The sequence below is a fragment of the Providencia sp. genome (genome assembly GCF_003533305.1).
Lineage (GTDB): Bacteria > Pseudomonadota > Gammaproteobacteria > Enterobacterales > Enterobacteriaceae > Providencia.
In genome coordinates this window covers 80,841-100,802 of sequence record NZ_DOEH01000006.1, presented here as the reverse complement: position 1 = coordinate 100,802, position 19,962 = coordinate 80,841, and the positions used below count along the sequence as shown (strand labels likewise).

Genomic DNA, 19,962 nt, shown 5'->3' with positions numbered 1-19,962 from the left:
GGTCTCCATTTATTCCATAGTTGGCATTGTAAAACTACTTTCATGATGCTCTAAACGAACACTAGCAGGCCAACGACTTGTTACTGTTTTCATTCTTGTATAGAAACGAACACCGTCATTACCATGGACATTCAATGGGCCAAAAATAGAACGTTTCCAACCACCAAAGCTATGGAATGCCATTGGTACTGGGATCGGAATATTTATCCCAACCATCCCTGCAAGAACATTTTCTTGGAACTCACGCGCGGTTTCACCATCACGAGTAAAAATTGCAGTTCCATTACCATACTCATGTTGATTGATAAGTTTCAGCCCTGTTTCAAAATCAGGTACACGGACAATCGCGAGTACTGGACCAAATATTTCTTCTTTATAAATATCCATTTCAGGGGTGACATTATCAAATAATGTTGGGCCAACAAAATAACCATTTTCAAAACCAGAAACTTTGAAGCTACGACCATCAACTAATAAGCTCGCACCTTGTTTCTCACCACTGGTAATATAATCACAAATCTTCGCTTTATGTTGCGCTGAAATCACCGGACCCATATCATTTTCTTTGCCTTCGGTAAGACCTGGGCCTACCGTCATTTTAGCAATTTGACTTTTGAGTTTAGCAATTAAAGAATCTGCGGTTTCATCACCAACAGCAAGAACAACTGACAATGCCATACAGCGCTCACCTGCCGCGCCGAACGCAGCGCCCATGATGGCATTTGTTGCTTGGTCCATATCTGCGTCAGGCATCAATATGCAATGATTTTTTGCACCACCGAGTGCTTGACAACGCTTACCATGCTTAGACGCAGTAGAATATATATATTCAGCAATCGGAGTCGAGCCAACAAAACTGACAGCTTGAACTTCTGGCGCTGTGAGTAATGTATCAACGGACTCTTTATCCCCTTGAACAACATTAAACACGCCATCAGGTAAACCCGCTTCTTTCAATAATTTAGCGAGTTCCAATGCCAAAGAAGGGTCTTTTTCTGAAGGCTTCAAAATAAAAGTATTACCTGTTGCTAAGGCAACTGGGAACATCCACATTGGTACCATTGCAGGAAAGTTAAACGGAGTAATACCAACGCAAACACCTAATGGTTGCATCAGTGAATGACTATCAACACCTGTTGCAACGTTGGCTGAATGTTCACCTTTTTGCAGATGAGGAATACCGCAAGCAAATTCAACAACTTCAAGACCACGCGTGACTTCACCCACTGCATCAGAAAATACTTTACCATGCTCTTGTGAAATAAGGCGCGCTAAGCTATCCATATTAAGTTCAAGTAATGCTTTGAATTTAAACAGAATACGAGAGCGTCTTAGCGGAGATAGCTTAGACCACTGAGAAAATGCTTTATGTGCAATCTCTATTGCCTGTTTAGTTTCATCGGCGCTACTTAGTACAACTTGTGCAATTTGCTCACCCGTCGCCGGGTTATACACTGGCGCAAAACGTCCACTTTTACTGGATACTATTTCGCCACCAATGAAATTTTGAATCTGTTCCATGTTGCCTCTCTTTAGCTGATAGAGTTACCTTGTTAGTAAAGGTATATGAAATATTCATTTCATTTTCAACTAAAATTGAAACAACATTCAATTTATGTGATCCAGACAAAGCTTTTATGAAATTATCAATTCAAGATTACGATTCTTGTTTCAAAATTGCATTTAATCATTTATTCACATAGATACTCATCTTAATTCACGTTATAAGTCATTATTTATAAAAATTGCGGCATTATTTATACTACCCAAAAGTTAAATTATTTAGGGCATCGGAAAAGGTCATTTTATCTGTTTGAACTAACTGTTTCAAAAAGATTCGACTAACAGCAGAAAACAACTACAATTAATGGCCAATCACGGAGGTTATATGTCCACAGCATCAAATTTAAATGAGTTTCAGGAGCAAGTTCGCTCTCGATATGATGAGTTAAGTAAACGGCTACAACAAGTGGCGAGATACGTGTTAGATAATACCAACAGTGTCGCATTTGATACCGTTGCAGTTATTGCTAAAGAGGCGAATGTCCCTCCTTCAACTCTAATTCGTTTTGCCAATGCATTTGATTTCAGTGGCTTTAATGAAATGAAACAATTATTTCGAATGAATCTTGTTGAAGAAACTGCAAGCTATACAGATAGAGCAAGACTATTTCGTGAGATGGATAGTGACCAAGAATTGAGTGATGACCCTGCTCAAATTTTAAAAGAATTTGCTCACTCAAACGCTCAAGCATTACAGCAAATGGCAGCGAGAACACCGCCTGAAGATATGGAAAAAGCAGTATCTTTACTGGCAGAGGCTCAAAATATTTACATTATAGGCCTACGCCGCTCCTTTAGTGTTGCCACTTATTTAAGCTATGCACTTAGTCATCTTGAATGCCGTCCAGTATTAATTGATGGCCTCGGTGGAATGTTTAAAGAGCAAATAAATCGTATTAGTGAAAATGATGTCGTTATTTCTATTAGTTTCACACCTTACGCATCTGAAACTATTATGGTCAGTGAAAAAGCAGCACAAACTGGAGCTCGGCAAATCGTTATAACCGATAGCCAAATTAGTCCATTAGCCAGTTTCAGCGATGTGTGTTTTGTCATTAAAGAAGCGCAAGTTGATGCATTTCGTTCCCAGTCAGCAACACTTTGTTTAGCGCAATCACTGACGGTGGCCTTAGCATACCGCCAAGGCAGTAAAAAATTAATTTAACCATCAACGCCAAAGACTCTGTTACAAACGCCTCCATTGTGACAGAGTAATTTTTTTAAATTTTTTCATGTTAATTTTAATCATTCATATCAAATATTATTTAAATTTTTAGTATCTCCTAACCATACATCGTGATAACAATTTATGGTGACAACCACAATATCGTTTTTCTCTATTAATATATCTAATTTGTGAGTTCTGTCAGAAAATACAAATTTCAACGTAACAATAAAATGAAATTATTGTTTCATGCTGCTATGTTGAGATTATGTGAATTCTGAGTATAACGCTTATTATAGGGAACGACGATGATGAATACTCACTTCCTCTATTTACTTGGTCATCTTCGTTTACTTGAAGAACAGCATTCTCTTGTTTCATTAAATAGAGTGGGAATTGGCTTAATCGGCTCGACGGCTTATAACCACCGTTACATGCAAGCTATCAACCACAGTTCTCACCATTGCGAACTCAAAGCTGTTTGTGAGATTGATTCAGCAATGCCCTCTGCATCTTACTTTATGTGCCAAAAAAGAAAGATTGAGAATCTCATTAATAATGAAGAAATTGGTTCAGTTATTATCACATCTGTTTACAGTGATGAATTATTAAAATTTACGATCCACACAGCAGTAGATGCAGGTAAAGATATACTACTTAATAATATTCCTAACTACAGCGAAGATGAGCTATCGACCTTATTAAAATTAGCTAAACTCAACGGTGTCAACATAAGTCATAGCCATCCCATAAGTTTTGAAACGCAATTTTGTGATTTAAATTTAGAATTGTTATCAGAGAAAAATTCAGAGGCGGGTTTACTGAGATTATCGGCTCATAGAAAAATTGAGCCCGATGACCGAATACCGTTCAATACATTACGTGCAGTAATTTCAGATAAAGTATCACTTCTTTTAACACTATTGCCTAGTTTTACATTAAGCACTGCGTCTATCCAATACTCTCATCCTTTTTCAAAAATGGAAGATGGTGACGTACTAATCATTAATTTACGTACTGAAAATGGGTTACTCATTTCATTTGAGTTATTTTTCAATACGGGAAATATTTCAGACCGACTATCATTAAAACAACGCAATCATAACTTTCAGTTTGAGAATAATTTAATCACTGAACAAAAAAACCATCTAGTTACTGATGATGATGCAGTGATCAAGCAGCTTGACCAATTTGTTTTAAAGTTACGAAGTGAAACTAAACAAAGAAAAGCCACGCATTTTATGAATACCAACCTGATAACTGAAAATATTTTAGAGCAACTAAAACTCAAAGCGTTTATCTAATGAATTGCATAATCACCATCAAAAGGGGTAAGAGCCTAGGCTCATTGAATTACCCCTTTTAATGTTATCTATCGTCATCACATTCTTTATTGTTAAAAATTTTAATGTAAACAACCCAATACCTATGTAATTCAATATTACATTTAATACTTATAAACTGTGTTTTAATCAATGGTGCTTAAAACGATAGCACTTAAAAAGTGTACTTTAATAAATAATACTTTAATGAATAGTGTTACGCGTACCACTATTGATATTGACGACACTCGTTAAAAATACTGTCGGCTCTAAATTAAATAAATATGCAAATTGGAATAAAGAATCTATATCAATACAACTTTCGCCACTTTCAAACCGATTCATTTCATCCTCTGAAACCCCAATTAGCAGTGCAGTCTGTTTTAGTGTCATCTTATGACTTTCTCGTTGCTTACGGATTTTAATGCCTAGCATTTTTGCAATTTCATCTTTATGCATAGATACTCCTATTATTAATATAACTGAACATGAACTGTCGGCGAGTAAATTATCACCACATTTAAATCAAATAATTGACCTACATTAATAAATGTGATGAAAATCACGTCCAATTTTGACTACTTTAAAAATGAAACAATCAAAATAATTCATAACCTATTGATTAACATCAAATGAAATACAATGTAATAATAATTAAAAACGGTGATGCAAGTCACTTAAAAACATTAATTAGGCGATATCCTAAGTCTAATTAAGACGGTCAACTATTGATTAAAACTTAAAGGCGTATTAATTGCTAGAATATAAAGTCTAGCTTATTCTATTGATGTAACAAAACAATTATCTAATATTAAGTATTAGTTTTTACAATAATTCGTCACAATTTGTATTTACAAGTTTCTAATGGTTTCTGCTTAATAGCATATTTTTTTGAATTCTTAGATAATTCTTAATTACTATTTAAAAAACATATTACTCAACAAAATTAAATCATCTATCACTATTGGTCATATTTTTATAATTAATAGTTGCAATAATACACTTCAATTATCACCGTAAGAAAAATATTTGTTATTTCAATATGTTATTTAAATACTTAATTTCATAACGGCAACCAAAAACATAGCACACAAAAAAGGAGAATTTCATCGTATCAACTTATTTACCACTACAATAGCCCACATAAAATAATCCTAGAAGGATTTTTCTACCAGAAAGTACTAACTAAAGTCAATCCCATGTTACCCATGAGAAGCGTTATCTTTAATAATAAGAGTAAAACTTACTTAACTTCACATCTGTTTAAAAAAATTCTCAGTAGCTATGCTATTCTGTTACTGGTAACTATTATTTTTTATCAGATTCAATCCCAACAACCGATAACTCGGCTCTCTATATTTCAAGTTTAAGTAAAAATGACTAGAAAGGGCAACCATGCTACAAGAAAGTGTTATCAGGGAAATCATTCTCTGGATAGAGCAAAATTTAGAATCTCGGCTATCTTTAGATACAGTCGCTGATAAATCTGGATATACTAAATGGCACTTCCAGCGCCTGTTTAAAAATCAAACAGGCCTAGCCTTAGGCTCTTATATTCGAGCTAGACGTCTATCATGCTCAGCTGTCGCACTGCGTCTCACAAATGACAGCATCATGGACATCTCGTTGAGATACCGCTTTGACTCTCAGCAAACATTCTGCCGCGCATTCAAAAAACAGTTTAATATCACACCATCAGAATATAGAAAGCGTACAGGATGGAAGGTAGAAGGTTTTTGTTTGCCATTAAGAGAAAGTAAAGAGCTACAAGCAGAAGTTAAACTTGTTCATTTGCCTGCTATCAACCTTCTAGGTACTACTCATCGTTATGTACAAAACATTAATGAGTGGAATCTTAATACGCAAGAATTAAGAAAAAGCTATTGGCGAAATTTTCTTGATAAAAATAAGTACGTTACAAAAAATCTCTACGCTATACATGGAATTGATGCTTCTGCTACTGAAGAAGGTCGCTTTTTATATTCAACAGCTTTTGATGAGAATGAAGTTGATATCGTTACGCCTCAAACAAAAAGTTTAAAATTACCACAAGGGAACTACCTCAAAATCAAATTTATAGGGAGCCTTAAAGGTATTAATTACAATGATATTATTTATACGGTTTACGGAAAAGTATTAGCTGAAATGGATATTGCTCGTGGCGAAGGAGCAGACATTGAACATTATGTGTTGAATTCTAAACCAACCTATAATGAATTCATTGATAATTCACATAGTTATATTAAAGAATTAAATTATTACATACCTGTCATCGCTGAATAATCAAACTAGTTAGCCAGTCGATCCTTCGACTCGCTAACTATAGTCAGCTTATACCGATATTACAGGTATAACGATCAGCGTCACAACACCTATTATTTTAATTAATAACACACAATTAAAATGTCAGGTTCATTTTCGCCCAAAATGTTCTACCTGGCTCATTAACAGGGCTGTTTGATGAATAACCAAAACCACTATTTCCAGCCAAATTCAAATGTTCGCTGTAGGTTTTATCAAACAAATTATCAACCCCTGCGCTCAATTTCACATTCTCGTTTACTTTATAGGCGGTATTGAGTGAGAAAATAGTAAAACCTGCACTTTTACTGAAGTCTTTGCCCACAACGTTTCCATCATTGATCGCAACACGATCTTGGCGGCTAACAACACGAATTAACCCCGTTGTTGTCCAATCTCCTTTTTCCCAAGAGAGACCAAAACGGCTTTCGAGTGGTGGCATTTGTGGTAATGCTGAGCCATCCGTTCTATTTTCCCCCCAAGAATAAGCTAAGCTCGCATCCGCTTTCCATTCGTCGCTGAGCTTTTGAGCAATACCTAGCTCCCCGCCCATAATCATTGCATTCACATTTTCAACTTGGCTCATTCTTGAATCCGTTGCGCTATAACGGAAAAGAATGAAATCATCAACACGCCCCATGTAAGCCGAAACCCAAGCATTAGTTTGCTCATTGCTGTATTTAGCACCAATATCTAACTGCGCGGTTTTTTCTGTCTTCAACGTATCAAAAACACGACTCGTACCATCAGGACCTAGCTTAGGTGAAAAAAGCTCCCAATAATCAGGAAAACGTTCAGTATAACCGACCCCAGCGTACAACATCACTGGCACATCAGAAAGCGAATATTCATAACGAGCAAAACCAGCTGGCATCACCGTATTACGCCCTGAAGCACCTACGTCTTTATAATTATCGACAATAACTCTATCTAAACGCGCCCCACTCACCATTTTTCCTTGCTGTGTTGCGTTCCAAGATAGCTCACCAAAAACACCATAATCCTGAAACTTAGCATCTTTAATCCAACTATTATTGCTATTACTTCGATGCTGATTCGTTTGCATATCAGCACCTGTTCGTAACTCATAGTCAGACCAAATCCAAGTACTCATGACTCGACCGCCAATGGTTTCGCGGTCAACACGCATTTTCATTGGCATATTCATCATGCCGTGGCTACTAGACATATGACCGGAACCCATACCGTTTGAAGTTGAGCGTAAAGAGTAATTATCCATAACATGGTCGGCATAATTGTAGTACATACTCGCTTCAACTTTATCCAAGACAGTACCAATGTTACTTTTTTCAAAACGTAAACCTAAACTATCGCGCTTAAATTGTGAACCATCCATTCCTCTTCCCGCATAGCGTGCTTCACCATCCCCTTTGCCTGCGGTTAACTCCAATAACGTATATTCATCGGGGGTCCAACCCACGGCAATATCTGCATTCCATTTATCCCATTTTGATGGCACTTTATCGCCATTGCCATCTTTGTAGTCATTAGAACGAGACTTATTACCTATCAAACGGACATAACCTTTTTCATTACCTATACTAATATCTGCATTAGTATCCAAACGGTGATTAGATGCAGTTAAAGCACTCGCATTCCCTTTAATCCCAGCTTCAGTAAAATCAGGTTTTTCTCTATCAAAACGAATAGTACCTGCTGAGTTACCCGGCCCCCACAACACAGTTTGCGGGCCTTTAATCATATTTAATACATCAAAATTTTCAGGTGAAATATAAGACGTTGGCGCATCCATACGTGATGGGCAAGCACCTAACATTTCACCGTCATTGGTTAAAATTCGTAAACGAGAACCAAACATTCCACGAAAAACAGGGTCACCGTTTGTCCCTCCATTTCTGATTTGTGAAAATCCTGGGATCGTTTTTAAGTAATCGGAGCCATCACTTGCAGGCACAGGCTGCCTTGGTGTTTTTGTTGATGTAGAAATAGTTAAAGGTGAATCAACCGGAGCCGTAACTATCATTACTGAGCTTTCTGATAACAAACTTTGATTAGCACTATTAGCAGCGGCGATAGATGCAGCAGAAAAAATCGCACCAACAACCAACAGAGTCACTGGAGTAAGCTTAAACGTTTGTGTGTTCATATATATTGCCTGTTTCTTTATTAAATATTTTTTGCCTTTGACTCACGGTATTTATTTCGTGCATTAGGGCAGCGCCTTAAAATGAAAGCCAAATTCAGGATGCACGAAACCACTTTGTACACAATGTGGCAAAAGTAAGATAAAAATTAGTTAAATACGTTAATTAAAGAAATCAGGTGTAAGGGGGGGCTCGAGCCAGACGTAATGACCATGGGCGAAATACCCATAACTGAATACAGCGCTCAAAAGGAATAAAGCGTGTGAGAGTAGCCAATTGTCGAATAGCAATGGCAATAAATAAGATTAAAAATGGAAAATGTACTAATAGCTGACAGTAGCCGCAGGCAATATCTTCCATCGGCGACTGTCCCATACCTGTCATTAGCATATGGTTCATCATACCGGTTGATTCGCAATTTTCAGGCGATGGGAGCCCCTGATGCTGATGCATCGAGTGCCCCACCATTTGACTATGGCTATCTGTGCAACTATTCATTTGTGCCATTGATTTTGAAATCAATGGTGCAATAAACAACATAGCGACGGCCAGTAATCCTAGGTAAGTTGCGAGTTCTCTGATAAAGCGGCGCAGGTGCAACGTTTTTCCGTCATTTTAGTACGAATTTATGGGGCAAAAGTGTATCTTATTTAGATGTTTATTGTTATTACTTTCTACCATTAATGTTAACTATATGCTTTTATTTTTGCACTCCTATATAGATTAAATACTAAGCAGTTATTCATCAAATATTACTTTAGTCATAACAAGTAGAACATTTTCATTTATCTGAATCATAACCCCATGTTGTAATTGACCTTTTCATTCTTCCTTTTAGGCAGTTAATATAATATTAATAATATATTAATCCAATAACAAAAATATAATAACTAATAACATTTAGAATAAAAATGCGACACCACATATAATGAGTTGTCGCATAATTAAAATAGCAATTTTATTTAAGCTAAATATTCAATATTATAGAAAGATGAATATACTTAAATTAAGCATCTTGATTTAAGCCAATAAATTAGCAGGGTTATCAATACAAAGGCGCGCGATAATTGCTTTATCGACACCTTTTTTTGCTAGCAATGATAAAAATACATTTGGTACGAAACCCCAACCATTCCCACCATTTTTTGCCCACATTTGTTTTAAAAACACATCGTGGCTTAGCACTATCTGATGCCCATATCCCATTTCAATCAATTGATAAACTGCATCTACAGTTTCTGTGACTGTCGGCGCAACACCTTCTTTTGGAAATGAAATATCAAGGCCTATCATATCAAATTCAAGCCATACACCTCGGTCTAGCATACGACGTTGATACTCAAAATCTTTACCTGATGGGTCTGAATGCGCTAACGAAATTTTTGCTGGATTAACACCCATTTCTGTAATTAAAATGTCGAGCACTTCATCGCCACGGCGCTGCCAACCAGGCATATGAATATTCATTGATACATGATCATTCGCAAGTTGAGCTAGTGACGCCGCACGTAAACTATTTTTTTCACCATCTGTAAATGATGGAGACACACCAATTTCACCAATCATGCCCGCACAAATATTCGTGCCATCAATACCAATATTTAGCTCGTCATCAATCATTTTTGCCATAGCATCTATATCATTGACTAAGCGGTCGCCTTCAAATTTTTCAATATATAGGCCTGATGAAGCCACAACATTAATACCTGTTTTCACTGCAACGTCACGTAACTGAAGAACATCACGACCAATAGCACTAGAACCCGTCGCATCTACCAATGTTCTACCACCGAGATCTTTAAAATTATTCACTTCATAAATAACATCTTCAATCGGCTTTTTATCCATATTGTCACAACAGCAATAAGGATCATGTTTGAGCCCCCATTGAATATCAGCCGTCACTTTTTTATCAACTAACACATGGGAGAAATCATAAAAAGGCTGATCGACAACGGTTGAGAGATCATTAAATAAATGTTCATGTGGTAACGTTAGCCCCATATCTTCTTTTCTAACTGGACCTGTTACAGTTTGAATATACCCTTTCATAATTATACTCCTGTTGCTTTCGCGGCTTTAGCTTCTCTGAATTCAGGAATGGTTGTGATAATTGCACCCACTAATGCGAATAGCGTTCCAATTATGGTGACAAAGTAAACAGTATTACCTAGTGATGGTAGCAAAGTATCAATTAAGACTGACCCCAATAGTTGACCTGCGGTTGATGCAACACCCAACATTAAGAGACCTAATCCACGAACTAAGATAGCCATTAATGCAATTGACATCAGACCTAATGGGCCACCGAGATACATCCACCAAACACCAGGAAGCTCTAACGTAATGTGACCCAATGCCATACGAATAACCAAAGCAATGGTTAACACAGTAAAACCAACGATAAAGTTCCATGTAATTGAAACTAACATTGAACCTGTTGCATCGGCGACTTTTGAGTTACCTGCTGGTTGCCAACCCGCTAACAAACCCGCCAAGAATGGAAGGATAGCTAAATAAATGGCTGAGCTTGAATGCCATTGTGGTGATACCACAAATAAGGTCGCAATAACGGCAAACACAGCACCAAGAACACGGAAAGTTGTAAATGGTTTTTTCTCATCGATACCAATACCAAATCGGTCACACAGTAAACCTGATAACAAGAGTGCTGAAATAAGCGCTGTTTGGAATGTAGCAATACCAAGTGCACTTGCAGATGCTCCTTCAGAAAAAACGACCATCGCACCACAAAGGCCAGCAAACCAATTCCATAAAGGTATTTTCTTATTTTTAATTAAACTCGGAATTGCTGCAAATTGTTGGCGAGTTTGTTTTTTCGCTAGAATGACAAAAAACATAACAACTAAACCACTAGCAAAAGAAATAACGGCACTCGCATTTCCGTCTTTTAATACATCTCCAAGCTGCCCATTTACGGCGGATTGCATTGGTGACAGCATACCGGCCAAAACCGTCGCTATCATAAGAAAAGGGGTAGAATAACTTTTTGTACTCATAAAATATTCCTTATGGATTTTGACTATGAGTCATTATTATTGTAATCGGTAGGTTAAGCGCAGAGAAAACTCTGCACTTATTTTCTTTATTTTTAGAATTTTAATTTTATAAATTAGCGAGAAACTTGTTTTAAAATATTTACCCACATATCGGTATAATATTCCCAAGCTAAAAACTCACGACTTCCCCAGTGCGGCGAACAGTCACTCATGAAACAACCAGTTTTGCCTTTTTCATATTGGCCAAATACCAATAAAGGATCTTCACCAATATTTAATACAACTTCTGTATTTTCTTTAGCTGTAACTTTGTTATAACCCAAGAACATTGGCCAATTGCTAAAGCCTTTTACTGAATCATGTTCAGAATTAACGGGTGATGCAAAAATACCTTCTGGTTTTTCAACTCGATCATCACCATTAAGCATTTCTACAGGTAATACATCTGCGAGTAATGTATTTTTATAATTTGCTTTAGCCTCAATACCCATAAAGGATAAATAACCCCCTATCATTAACAAGCCGCCACCATTAATAACATATTGTTTAATGAGCTCTAAAGCATTTGGTAATACTTTCATATTGTAGAAAGTATCATTTTGTAATAAAAATGTATTAGCACCAATATCGCTAATCACAACTACATCGTATTTAGCCAACTCTTCAACTGTTTTAGGAAATGCCATTTGCACTGTGTGTGCTGGCATATAGTCAATTTCAATTCCTTTGCTTTTCAAACAGCCTAATAAAAAAGTTGCACCTTCTTCATATTTACTTGAAGTAAAGCTGTCATAACCTTTGGTATGGATCATGTGAATGTGCCATGATTCACCAATAAATAAAATTTTCATTTTTATTCCTCTTTCAGACTATTAATTTATTCAGGAGATTGAGTAACAACCTGAGAGTAAGTTGTTTGATTAATTCGATGCATGACATTAATGTCATCGGGCATTTCAGAAGCATTACCGGTTTCAACTGCAAGAGATGAGAATGCTGAGGCGTAACGTAATGCATAAGAAAATTGCTTACCTTTCGCTAATGATGCCGCCAATGCACCATTAAATGCATCACCCGCCCCCGCGGTATTCTTCACTACTGCGGTATAAGCCGGTGAATAAATAAATTTATTACCGTCATAAGCGATAGAGCCTTTACTACCAAGCGTAATGACAACCTTTTTAACACCTTTTTCATAGATAACTTTCGCTGCTTTTTTCGCTGTTTCTATATCAATCACATTAATATCAGAAAGCAAACTCGCTTCGGTTTCATTCGGTGTTAAAATATCTATTTTATCAATCAACTCATTCACTATATCGTTGTAAGGTGCAGGATTTAATATAATTGGAATATTATATTCATTACCGATGGAAATAATTTCTTTTAATGCATCAATATTTGTTTCTAATTGTAGTAGGATAACATTTGAATTAATCACCCTATCCTTTTGAATTTTAACCTCATCAGCGGTAATATCCATATTAGATCCAGGATAAATAGAAATAATATTTTCACCACTATTTTCGGATACAAATATTGAAGCTGTACCTGTTTGATATTTTTCTGTTTGGTATATTGTTGATGTTTTAATTTTAGATGATGAAATAAAGTTTATAGCATATTCACTAAATTGGTCAGTTCCTATTTTAGTAATAAAATGCACCTGAGAATCTGAATAGCTTGCAGCTAAAGCTTGATTACAGCCTTTACCACCTGGGGAGAATATAAATTTGTTTGCTAATAATGATTCACCCGCTTCAGGTAATCGAGGTAAATAACTAATCATATCAACATTAAATGAACCTAATACGCAAACTTTACCTAACACGGCATCATCCTTATTTGTTTTATCATTAAAGCTTTCATTACATTCAAGAAATTGAATTATTTCCTTTTTGGCAACTTTATCTAAAGTTTCAAATTCAATATAGGCACCGCCATGACAGCGACTAATAATGCCTTTTTTTGCTAAAGAATTTAAATCTGCCCTAATCGTTTCTTTAGTGACATTAAGTTCTTTCGATAAAACAGAAACTTTCGCTGAGCCTGTTTTTTTTAAAAAATTAATTATTTTCTTATGTCGTTCTGCTTTCATGCCATTTTACCTCATGGCATTAACTCTAATTTATACCTTGTTAAGTTAATGTGACTATAATCATATGTTCCCATTCAAAAGCAAAAAAAAGCAAAAAGCATAAAACTAAAAACAAAAAAAAACAAAAATGCAGTCTTAAAGCTAAATACATCATTTATATCAAGATAATATAGCAACCTATAAATTAGGCTAATTAAAATAAAAAAATATACAAATTCAGTTAATTAAAATTAACTATAAAAATATTTTTAATATTTCATTAAATGAATTAATTTAAATCCAATTTAAAGTCAAATAAATCTTAAATAACATCAATTATATTTATCTTTATTTTACTATAAAGATAAAATATCTGAATATTATCGAATTATTTTCAATAGAATTTATTCTTTGTATATTGGGAGGAAGATCACAAATGGAGAAATGCGTATTAGTGAGGATTATCATTACAACACTGATAAAAACGGGCGCAATTGCGCCCGCTTATATAATGACTAACTACTTTTAAAGATTATTGGCTGCCTGCCGTACCTTTTTTCTCGTGTAGCAACACTAAAGCTTGTTCTACACTTCGCTCGATAATGGTTCGGCGCTGATCGTTTTCAGGCAATAATTTTAACATCATTTGCCAAGCTGAAATGGCTTCTGCATATTGCTCTTGCTCAAAGGCATTGAATGCAAACAAACTTAATGCTTTAACATTGGTTCGATTTTCAGCAATCAATTTTTTCAGTAGCTCAGTACCTTCACGATTATCTTCCGGATCAGATGAACGGGTTAACACTTCTGCATATCCCATCGCCACACCTTCATCATTCGGCGATAAGCGGTAAGCTCGACCATAAGCATCTGTTGCCATCGTCGCATTACTCAATACCATGCCGATACGCCCTAGCATTACCCATGCTTCTACGTTTTGTGGATCTTCTTGTAAACGAGTGCGTAAGCCTAATGCCAAACGTTCCATCTCTTCATTATTAAGTGGCGGTTCTTTTGGGTCAAGGGCTCTATCAAGCAAAGCGGGGGCTTGCTGGTAAGCAATATTCCAATCTGCAACTTTGCTATAGCTTCCGACTTGATAATACGCCACTGCTCCAATGCCAACGGCAATAATAATACCCGGCACATAGACCCAAATACTCGCTCGTGATGATTCAGGTAAATCATCTTCATCATTTAGGGATGAATTTTTAATGCGTACCCGTTTTTTAGAACGTGCAAAAATAATCCATCCACCCACGGCTATAGCGGCAAATGGGAGCCCCCAAAGTATCACCGTTAAAGGAGTTAATGGTGGATTATAAGTGACAAAGTAACCATATCGCGCCACCATATAATCAATGATTTCATCGCGATTTTTACCCTCTTTCATCAATTCATACACTTTTTGACGTAAATCTAGCGCAATCATTGAGTTAGAGTCAGCAATACTGTTATTTTGACATTTAGGGCAGCGTAACTCTTCCGTTAATTTACGAAACTGCTGCTCTTGTTGTTCATTATCAAAAGTAAACACTTCTGTCGCCGCAAAAGTAACGGTTGCACTGAGCGCAAACATCAGCAAGCCTAATAAATATTTCATTGGCTGGCCTCCTTGCTATAACGGTCCCACAGTGGCTTCAACTCTTTTTCCCACACTTGCTCATCCATAGCCCCTGCATGGCGATAACGAATAATGCCATTGCCATCAATAAGAAAAGTTTCAGGTGCACCATAAACGCCGAGATCTAAGCCCAACATACCTTCACCATCAAATAAACTCAGCGCATAAGGGTTGCCCAGCTCACGTAGCCAACCAATCGCTTTTTGCCGATTGTCTTTATAATTAAGACCAACAACACGCACGCCTTGCGCCGAAAGTGTATTCAGATATTGATGTTCGGCACGACAAGTAGGACACCATGTCGCCCAAACATTTAATAGAATTGGTTTACCTTGATTGAGCACATCCGATTCATAATGTTGCCCGGGATTCTCTAACGATTCCAAACGAAAAATAGGCACGGGCTTACCAATCAATGCAGATTCTAATAAGCGAGGATCATCCCCTTCTGCATTACGCATCAACTGCCATAAAAGCACAGCGGCAATCGCCGTAAATATAATAAAAGGGATTAAAAATACTTTACGACTCATGCAGCCTCCCCTTCAGCTTTACGACGGCGATAGCGTGGGTCAAACAAGCAAAATAGCGCGCCAATAGACATCAAAATACCACCTGACCAGATCCAACGCACAAAAGGCTTATAATATAAACGCAGTGTCCAGACGTCTTTAGTAATTTCCTCACCTAAAGCAGCGTATAAATCACGGGTAAAACCACCATCAATAGCTGCTTCCGTCATCACTGCACGACTGGTCTTATAAAAGCGTTTTTCAGGCAGTAAAGTCGTTAATACTTTATCATTTTCTTTAACCGAGATGCTACCAATAACCCCTTGATAATTTGGACCATTAGCTTCATGTACACCGTTAAAAACAAAGGTATAAGCGCGAATAGAAATACTATCACCGGGCTTCATTTTGACATCTCGTTCAATACTATAATTTTGACTAAATGCGATCCCGACAATCGTGACGGCCAAACCTAAATGAGCCAACACCATTCCCCAATAACTTGATGTTAATTTAATTTTCTTGCTAATCCGTATTTTCATTTCGACGAATGCAAGAATGACTATCCAACTCGCCATCATCAAGCCAAGATAAGTCAGCGCTTCAACTCTATCTTCCATCAACCAAGGCAATAAGAAAGACAATATCAGTGCCATGACTAGGGCAAAAATCAGTATTTTTCGAATAGCGGCTGGGCGATCGCGTCCCCAACGAACTAATGGCCCGATACCTAACAACAGAGCAAAAGGTACCATTAACACAATAAACATCGTATTAAAGAAAGGTTCGCCGATTGAGATAGTCCCTAAGCCAAGTTGCTTATGCACTAAAGGTAGTAACGTACCAAGTAACACGACTAACATTGCTGCGGTTAGGATGACATTGTTACCAAGCAACAAGGACTCACGAGACCACAGCGAGTTATTCACTTTCGAGCGAATTTTATGACCCCGAACAGCAAATACCAGTAACGATCCGCCAATCACTAAGATCATAAAGGCTAATATAAACAGGCCACGGGATGGATCAGACGCAAAGGCATGGACAGAGACCAACACCCCAGAGCGAACTAAGAAGGTGCCAAGCAAACACAATGAGAACGCGGAAATAGAAAGTAACAGTGACCACGCTTTGAATGTCGCTCTTTGTTCCGTCACCGACAATGAGTGGATTAGTGCGGTGCCGACCAACCATGGCATAAACGATGCATTTTCAACTGGGTCCCAGAACCACCAGCCTCCCCAGCCCAGTTCATAATACGCCCATGCAGAACCTAACATAATACCGAGTGTGAGGAAGAACCAAGCAGCCATTGTCCAAGGACGTGCAAAACGGGTGAAAGCGCTATCGAGTCGACCACTCAATAATGCGGCAATAGCAAAAGCAAAAGCAACCGAGAATCCAACATAGCCCATATATAATAATGGAGGATGGAAAATTAAGCCGGGGTCTTGTAACAGCGGGTTTAAATCTCGCCCTTCAATAGGAAATGCAGGCAACGTGCGTGAGAATGGGTTTGAGGTAAAGATAATAAATAACAAGAAACCGACACTGACCATGCCCATCACAGCCAATACACGCGCTACAATATCCAATGGCATACGATAACTACAAAGAGCGACAGCAAATGTCCAACCGCTCATTAATAAAACCCACAAAAGCAAAGAACCTTCATGAGCACCCCATGTAGCAGCAACTCGATACCAGACAGGTAATAACGTGTTCGAGTTATTCGCCACATAAGTGACAGAGAAATCATTAACAACAAAGGCATTCACTAATACTAAAAATGCGCCCGTCACACACAAAAAAAGCAGCCATGCAAGAGGACGAGATGACGCCATCAGCCGAGAGTCATTACGCGCGACGCCCCAGAGTGGATAAAAAGATAGCAATACCGCAATACCCAATGCCAAACATAGCAAGATGCTACCAATCTCAGGGATCATGATGCGTTATCCTTATAGACCGCAGCAGGTCTTCGATGATTTTCTTGCATCGCTTGTTCTATCTCTGGTGGTGTATAATTTTCATCGTGCTTTGCTAATACTTCTTTAGCTAAAACATGATTATTTTCTTCAAGCTCACCTTGCACGACCACACCTTGTCCTTCCCGAAACAAGTCAGGCAAAATACCATCATAACTGACTTCAATTTCTGCTTCCGCATCATACACAGTAAAAGTAACTTTTAATGATTCAGGATCGCGAACCACCGTGCCTGGCATCACCATACCACCAACACGTAAACGCTGTCCTACCTCAGGAATTTGCTGTGTTTCCCGCTTACCATAAATGATTTCACCGGGTGTATAGAACAAATCAATGCTTGAACGTAATGCATATAATATTAATGCTATTGTTAAACCAGCACCCACCAATATAGCGCAAATTAACCATAATCTATTTTTTCGGCGTATATTCACATCCCCTCCCGGCGAGCTCTTGCGGCTTTTTGTCTAACTTCACGTGCTTGTTGCTGAATAATTGCCGTAAAAATCATTTCTCTTTGAATATAGGTATGCAAGCACAACAATAATATCGGCACCAATGCTAAAGCTACAGCTAACCATACATAGAATCCATAGCCACCCATGGCAAAAAAATCCGTCCAAGATGCAAAAGCGCTATTCATTATTTTTGTCCTCGCTTATTGACGATATCTAGAACCCATGGACGATTACGCTCTAACAGTAATAATTGGCTGCGTAAGCGAATTAATGTCAACGAAATAAACAGAAATAGATAACCAAGGATAGCTAAACGCAATGGTGTCCGCATTGCTGGATTAATACTTTGCTGCATTCGAGTCGAAGGCTGATGCAATGTTTGCCACCATTCGACAGAATAATGGATGATAGGTAAATTAATAACACCAATTAAGACTAATATTGCTGCTGCTTTACCCGCAATGCGACGATCATCGAATGCATGCCATAAGGCAATAATTCCAACATAAAGAAAAAATAAAATCAGTTCTGAGGTTAGACGTGCATCCCAAACCCACCATGCGCCCCACATAGGTTTCCCCCATGTGGCACCGGTAACTAAGGCAATAAAGGTAAATACAGCGCCAATAGGTGCCATAGCAGCGATTGCAAGCTCAGATACTTTCATCTGCCAAATAAGACCAATAAACGCAGTGATTGCCATAGTCGCATAAATACCCATCGACCACATTGCAGCTGGCACGTGAATATACATAATACGGTAGCTATCACTTTGTGTTTTATCTGTTGGCGCAAAGCCAAATCCCCAAATCCAGCCAGCCGCGAGAAAAATTACGCTCAAGACAATAAACCAAGGTGCGAGATATCCGCACAAGCGATATAGGTTCACAGGAATGGCAAGTTGGTGAAGCTTTTTCCACATAGTTTAATAGCCCCAATTTATGTCGTTAGTTAGCTTTGTACTAGTTCAATCTACGATACACATAACTACAACAAATTTATTGATTTAACACAAATATAATTTAGGCTAGTCAAGCATTTAACTGCCGACTAGCCTATTTATCATCATTATTCGAACTGATTGTACGTTAACTACACGCTGTTATTCGATTCGCTGATCTAAATCAGTCCATCACAACCAATCAGAACAAGTCATTCTTCCTAAAAGCCCGGTTCAACATCACGCATATCCGGCAATTTATGTGCAATACCTTTATGGCAATCAATACAGGTTTTGCCATCTTGTACAGCTTGGTCATGCATTTTTGATGCGACACTTTTTTGTGCGGTGAAATCCATGTATTCAAAGTTGTGGCAATTACGACACTCCTGAGAATTATTATCTTTCATGCGCCGCCACTCACTTTGAGCCATCGCTAAACGATGATCTTCAAATTTTTGAGGCGTATCGATAATGCCAAAGATTTTACCGTACAACTCTTTACTCGCCTGAATTTTTCTGACCATTTTAGGTCCAAATTCATGTGGTACGTGGCAGTCAGGACAGGTTGCTCTTACACCACTACGGTTAGTATAGTGAATAGTATCCATATATTCTTCATAGACATTTTCACGCATCTCATGACAGCTAATACAAAACTCTTCTGTATTGGCTTTTTCCATTCCCGTATTAAATCCACCCCAGAAAATCACGCCACTGACAAAACCAATCAGTAAAAGTGTTCCAAGTGCTAAACGGCTAGGACGACGCCACCACTGCCAAAGCCGGCGGATAAGCCCTATCAAGCCTGACTTTTTGGGTTTATCACTACCTGCTTGATTCTCATTTTTATTGGCCATATC

The 19,962-nt window shown here is 37.7% G+C and carries 18 protein-coding genes; 3 read left to right on the top strand and 15 right to left on the bottom strand.

The annotated features are described in order from the left end of the window. Nucleotides 1-9 precede the first annotated feature (9 nt). Nucleotides 10-1,521, bottom strand: a complete 1,512-nt coding sequence (locus tag DD649_RS02150; protein ID WP_294103111.1) for a CoA-acylating methylmalonate-semialdehyde dehydrogenase — start codon at nt 1,519-1,521, stop codon at nt 10-12. A gap of 367 nt (nt 1,522-1,888) precedes the next feature. Between DD649_RS02150 and DD649_RS02145 the strand changes: the two genes are divergently transcribed. Together DD649_RS02145 and DD649_RS02140 are read left to right on the top strand one after the other, a co-directional pair. Then, complete coding sequence (locus tag DD649_RS02145) at nt 1,889-2,728, top strand: MurR/RpiR family transcriptional regulator (protein ID WP_294103108.1); 840 nt, start codon at nt 1,889-1,891, stop codon at nt 2,726-2,728. 308 nt (nt 2,729-3,036) lie between these two features. Then, nucleotides 3,037-4,032: a hypothetical protein gene (locus tag DD649_RS02140; RefSeq protein WP_294103105.1), complete on the top strand. Its 996-nt coding sequence runs from the start codon at nt 3,037-3,039 to the stop codon at nt 4,030-4,032. Nucleotides 4,033-4,254: 222 nt separating this feature from the next. Here the strand turns inward: DD649_RS02140 and DD649_RS02135 are convergent, their stop codons facing one another. Next, nucleotides 4,255-4,509, bottom strand: coding sequence for a helix-turn-helix transcriptional regulator (locus tag DD649_RS02135; RefSeq protein ID WP_294103103.1), 255 nt, complete (start codon nt 4,507-4,509; stop codon nt 4,255-4,257). 936 nt (nt 4,510-5,445) lie between these two features. Between DD649_RS02135 and DD649_RS02130 the strand changes: the two genes are divergently transcribed. Next, nucleotides 5,446-6,333, top strand: a complete 888-nt coding sequence (locus DD649_RS02130) for an AraC family transcriptional regulator (protein ID WP_294103101.1) — start codon at nt 5,446-5,448, stop codon at nt 6,331-6,333. A gap of 115 nt (nt 6,334-6,448) precedes the next feature. On the opposite strand, the gene DD649_RS02125 is transcribed toward DD649_RS02130, so the two are convergent. The 13 genes from DD649_RS02125 to napC all read right to left on the bottom strand — a co-directional run bounded on the left by DD649_RS02125 (nt 6,449) and on the right by napC (nt 19,959). Continuing rightward, on the bottom strand, nt 6,449-8,479 hold the full coding sequence (locus DD649_RS02125; RefSeq protein ID WP_294103097.1) for a TonB-dependent copper receptor: 2,031 nt from the start codon (nt 8,477-8,479) through the stop codon (nt 6,449-6,451). 172 nt (nt 8,480-8,651) lie between these two features. Further along, the gene (locus DD649_RS02120; protein WP_336428854.1) at nt 8,652-9,077 is read right to left on the bottom strand and encodes a DUF2946 domain-containing protein; all 426 of its coding nucleotides are present in this window, start codon (nt 9,075-9,077) and stop codon (nt 8,652-8,654) included. A 420-nt stretch (nt 9,078-9,497) separates the two neighbouring features. Continuing rightward, nucleotides 9,498-10,529, bottom strand: a complete 1,032-nt coding sequence (locus tag DD649_RS02115) for a phosphotriesterase-related protein (RefSeq protein ID WP_294103092.1) — start codon at nt 10,527-10,529, stop codon at nt 9,498-9,500. A gap of 2 nt (nt 10,530-10,531) precedes the next feature. Continuing rightward, nucleotides 10,532-11,497 (bottom strand): DMT family transporter, encoded by a 966-nt coding sequence (locus DD649_RS02110; RefSeq protein ID WP_294103090.1) that lies wholly within the window; start codon nt 11,495-11,497, stop codon nt 10,532-10,534. Between the two features lie 113 nt (nt 11,498-11,610). Then, on the bottom strand, nt 11,611-12,348 hold the full coding sequence (locus DD649_RS02105) for a glutamine amidotransferase (RefSeq protein ID WP_294103087.1): 738 nt from the start codon (nt 12,346-12,348) through the stop codon (nt 11,611-11,613). A 26-nt stretch (nt 12,349-12,374) separates the two neighbouring features. Next, a complete protein-coding gene (locus DD649_RS02100; protein WP_294103082.1) occupies nt 12,375-13,595 on the bottom strand; it encodes a PfkB family carbohydrate kinase in 1,221 nt (406 codons plus the stop codon). A 511-nt stretch (nt 13,596-14,106) separates the two neighbouring features. Then, nucleotides 14,107-15,177, bottom strand: coding sequence for a cytochrome c-type biogenesis protein CcmH (locus tag DD649_RS02095; protein WP_294103080.1), 1,071 nt, complete (start codon nt 15,175-15,177; stop codon nt 14,107-14,109). Further along, entirely contained in the window at nt 15,174-15,731 is a 558-nt protein-coding gene (dsbE, locus tag DD649_RS02090; protein WP_336428845.1) for a thiol:disulfide interchange protein DsbE, read from the bottom strand. Before dsbE ends, DD649_RS02095 begins: the two co-directional genes overlap by 4 nt. Beyond that, nucleotides 15,728-17,659 carry a heme lyase CcmF/NrfE family subunit gene (locus DD649_RS02085; protein ID WP_336428843.1) on the bottom strand — a complete coding sequence of 644 codons (1,932 nt, stop codon included), beginning with the start codon at nt 17,657-17,659 and terminating at the stop codon, nt 15,728-15,730. The genes dsbE and DD649_RS02085 overlap by 4 nt, the downstream gene beginning before the upstream one ends. After that, nucleotides 17,656-18,135 (bottom strand): cytochrome c maturation protein CcmE, encoded by a 480-nt coding sequence (ccmE, locus tag DD649_RS02080; protein ID WP_336428841.1) that lies wholly within the window; start codon nt 18,133-18,135, stop codon nt 17,656-17,658. Before ccmE ends, DD649_RS02085 begins: the two co-directional genes overlap by 4 nt. Then, nucleotides 18,132-18,344, bottom strand: coding sequence for a heme exporter protein CcmD (gene ccmD, locus DD649_RS02075; RefSeq protein ID WP_336428839.1), 213 nt, complete (start codon nt 18,342-18,344; stop codon nt 18,132-18,134). Before ccmD ends, ccmE begins: the two co-directional genes overlap by 4 nt. Continuing rightward, nucleotides 18,344-19,081 (bottom strand): heme ABC transporter permease, encoded by a 738-nt coding sequence (locus tag DD649_RS02070; RefSeq protein WP_294103069.1) that lies wholly within the window; start codon nt 19,079-19,081, stop codon nt 18,344-18,346. The genes ccmD and DD649_RS02070 overlap by 1 nt, the downstream gene beginning before the upstream one ends. A gap of 239 nt (nt 19,082-19,320) precedes the next feature. Continuing rightward, nucleotides 19,321-19,959 carry a cytochrome c-type protein NapC gene (napC, locus tag DD649_RS02065; protein WP_294103066.1) on the bottom strand — a complete coding sequence of 213 codons (639 nt, stop codon included), beginning with the start codon at nt 19,957-19,959 and terminating at the stop codon, nt 19,321-19,323. Nucleotides 19,960-19,962: the final 3 nt, after the last annotated feature.

What these genes read in the sequence shown, in the direction of transcription:
- DD649_RS02150 (WP_294103111.1), bottom strand. Translation starts at nt 1,521, where the DNA reads ATGGAACAGATTCAAAATTTCATTGGTGGCGAAATAGTATCCAGTAAA.
- DD649_RS02145 (WP_294103108.1), top strand. Translation starts at nt 1,889, where the DNA reads ATGTCCACAGCATCAAATTTAAATGAGTTTCAGGAGCAAGTTCGCTCT.
- DD649_RS02140 (WP_294103105.1), top strand. Translation starts at nt 3,037, where the DNA reads ATGATGAATACTCACTTCCTCTATTTACTTGGTCATCTTCGTTTACTT.
- DD649_RS02135 (WP_294103103.1), bottom strand. Translation starts at nt 4,509, where the DNA reads ATGCATAAAGATGAAATTGCAAAAATGCTAGGCATTAAAATCCGTAAG.
- DD649_RS02130 (WP_294103101.1), top strand. Translation starts at nt 5,446, where the DNA reads ATGCTACAAGAAAGTGTTATCAGGGAAATCATTCTCTGGATAGAGCAA.
- DD649_RS02125 (WP_294103097.1), bottom strand. Translation starts at nt 8,479, where the DNA reads ATGAACACACAAACGTTTAAGCTTACTCCAGTGACTCTGTTGGTTGTT.
- DD649_RS02115 (WP_294103092.1), bottom strand. Translation starts at nt 10,529, where the DNA reads ATGAAAGGGTATATTCAAACTGTAACAGGTCCAGTTAGAAAAGAAGAT.
- DD649_RS02110 (WP_294103090.1), bottom strand. Translation starts at nt 11,497, where the DNA reads ATGAGTACAAAAAGTTATTCTACCCCTTTTCTTATGATAGCGACGGTT.
- DD649_RS02105 (WP_294103087.1), bottom strand. Translation starts at nt 12,348, where the DNA reads ATGAAAATTTTATTTATTGGTGAATCATGGCACATTCACATGATCCAT.
- DD649_RS02100 (WP_294103082.1), bottom strand. Translation starts at nt 13,595, where the DNA reads ATGAAAGCAGAACGACATAAGAAAATAATTAATTTTTTAAAAAAAACA.
- DD649_RS02095 (WP_294103080.1), bottom strand. Translation starts at nt 15,177, where the DNA reads ATGAAATATTTATTAGGCTTGCTGATGTTTGCGCTCAGTGCAACCGTT.
- dsbE (WP_336428845.1), bottom strand. Translation starts at nt 15,731, where the DNA reads ATGAGTCGTAAAGTATTTTTAATCCCTTTTATTATATTTACGGCGATT.
- DD649_RS02085 (WP_336428843.1), bottom strand. Translation starts at nt 17,659, where the DNA reads ATGATCCCTGAGATTGGTAGCATCTTGCTATGTTTGGCATTGGGTATT.
- ccmD (WP_336428839.1), bottom strand. Translation starts at nt 18,344, where the DNA reads ATGAATAGCGCTTTTGCATCTTGGACGGATTTTTTTGCCATGGGTGGC.
- DD649_RS02070 (WP_294103069.1), bottom strand. Translation starts at nt 19,081, where the DNA reads ATGTGGAAAAAGCTTCACCAACTTGCCATTCCTGTGAACCTATATCGC.
- napC (WP_294103066.1), bottom strand. Translation starts at nt 19,959, where the DNA reads ATGGCCAATAAAAATGAGAATCAAGCAGGTAGTGATAAACCCAAAAAG.